Raw genomic sequence first — 1,585 nt, 5'->3', positions numbered from 1 at the left:
TGCTGGATGCCGTCGATGCCGCCGGCTTTCTCAGCGATGGCCGGCTGCTGCAGCTGAACAGTTTTGAGAACCGGGTGTATCAGGTGGGCCAGGAAGACGGCCCACCGGTAATCGTGAAGTTCTACCGCCCGCACCGCTGGAGCGATGAACAAATCCTCGAAGAACATGCCTTCAGCCTGTTTCTGGCGGACCGGGACCTGCCAGTGGTCGCCCCCGTCGAAAAGAACGGCACCAGCCTGTTCCATTGCGACGACTTTGCTTTCGCCGTGTTTCGCCGCGCCGGTGGCCACGCCCCGGAGCTGGCCAACGACGATCATCTGGAGCAGTTAGGCCGCACCCTGGCTCGCTGGCATACCTGCGGCAGCGACCGTCCCTATCAGACGCGTCCGACCCTGCAGATCGTCGACGACATCCGCACCGCCAGCACCTTTCTCACTAACGATGTGGTGGACCTGAACTACCGGGGACAATATCGGGATGTGACCGGCCAGATACTGGAAAAGGTGGAGCAACAACTGGGCGAGCACAACTTTCCCTTACTGAACGTGCACGGCGACTGCCACACCGGCAATATCCTGTGGCGAGATGACAGCCCCCACTTCGTGGACCTGGACGACAGCCTGCGCGCACCCGCCATGCAGGACATCTGGATGCTGCTGTCTGGTGAACACGACGAACAGCAACACCAGCTACGGGTACTCGCCCGTGGTTATGACACCTTCCTGCCGTTCCCCTGGAACCAGACAGTCCTGATTGATCCGCTGCGCCTGCGCCGCATCATCAACTACGATGCCTGGCTGGCCAAACGCTGGGACGACCCGGCCTTCCCCCCCGCCTTCCCCTGGTTCGAATCCATGAATTACTGGGGCAACCAGGTGACCTTATTGCAACAGCAGCTGCGCAGTTTGCAGACCCCGCTGTAGGAGTTCCTCTCGAGGGACGAACCCGAGCCCAAGCGAGGGAAAAGGCAAGGCAGGGGTACCCCCCCGATCACTCTGGAGGCGCCCCGGTTCACAGCAATGACGCTACTGCCCCCTACAGGCGTTTCCCACGCTAACGCGTGGTTCGTCTCTCGAGAGGAACTCCTACAACGCAATCGGCAAGGGTTTTTCCAGTTCGAAACCCTCAGCGGATAACGCCACCTTCCACGCCAGCACTTCCACCCCTTTCTCCACCGCTTCGCGCAGCAGCTCTCCATAGCGCACATCAATTTCGTCCGCCGGGCGCGCGGCGGTGGCACCGCTGTGCTGAACGCAAAAGACCAGCACCGCGCGTTTTCCTGAGGCGACCACATCCATCAGCGTCTGCAAATGCTTCTGGCCCCGCTCGGTGACCGAATCCGGGAAGGCGATGATGCCGTCGTCCGCATCCTTTGGCCCCGGACCCAGGGTGACGTTTTTCACTTCAATAAAGGTATGCGGGTCGGCCCGCTCACCCAGCGCCAGATCAAAGCGGCTGTCCCGGTATTTCACCTCTCGCTCCACGCCACTGGCTGGATCCAGCACAGGAATCTGCCCGGCCCGCACCGCTTCTTCCACCAGCGCATTGGGGCGGGCGGTATTGACCCCGGCCCAGTGGCCGTGAG

At 61.8% G+C, this 1,585-nt stretch carries 2 protein-coding genes; one reads left to right on the top strand and one right to left on the bottom strand.

Annotated elements, in window-relative coordinates; genetic code table 11:
- Positions 1-2 precede the first annotated feature (2 nt).
- The gene (locus tag A3730_RS18420; protein ID WP_231883994.1) at positions 3-923 is read left to right on the top strand and encodes a serine/threonine protein kinase; all 921 of its coding nucleotides are present in this window, start codon (positions 3-5) and stop codon (positions 921-923) included.
- Positions 924-1,085: 162 nt separating this feature from the next.
- On the opposite strand, the gene sfsA is transcribed toward A3730_RS18420, so the two are convergent.
- Positions 1,086-1,585 (bottom strand): DNA/RNA nuclease SfsA (gene sfsA, locus A3730_RS18415; protein ID WP_063538641.1); only part of this gene is annotated, 500 nt, incomplete at its 5' end.

The organism is Alcanivorax sp. HI0044, assembly GCF_001634945.1.
Note: the sequence above shows the minus strand (reverse complement) of the source record. Positions and strands in the feature narration are given on the sequence as shown.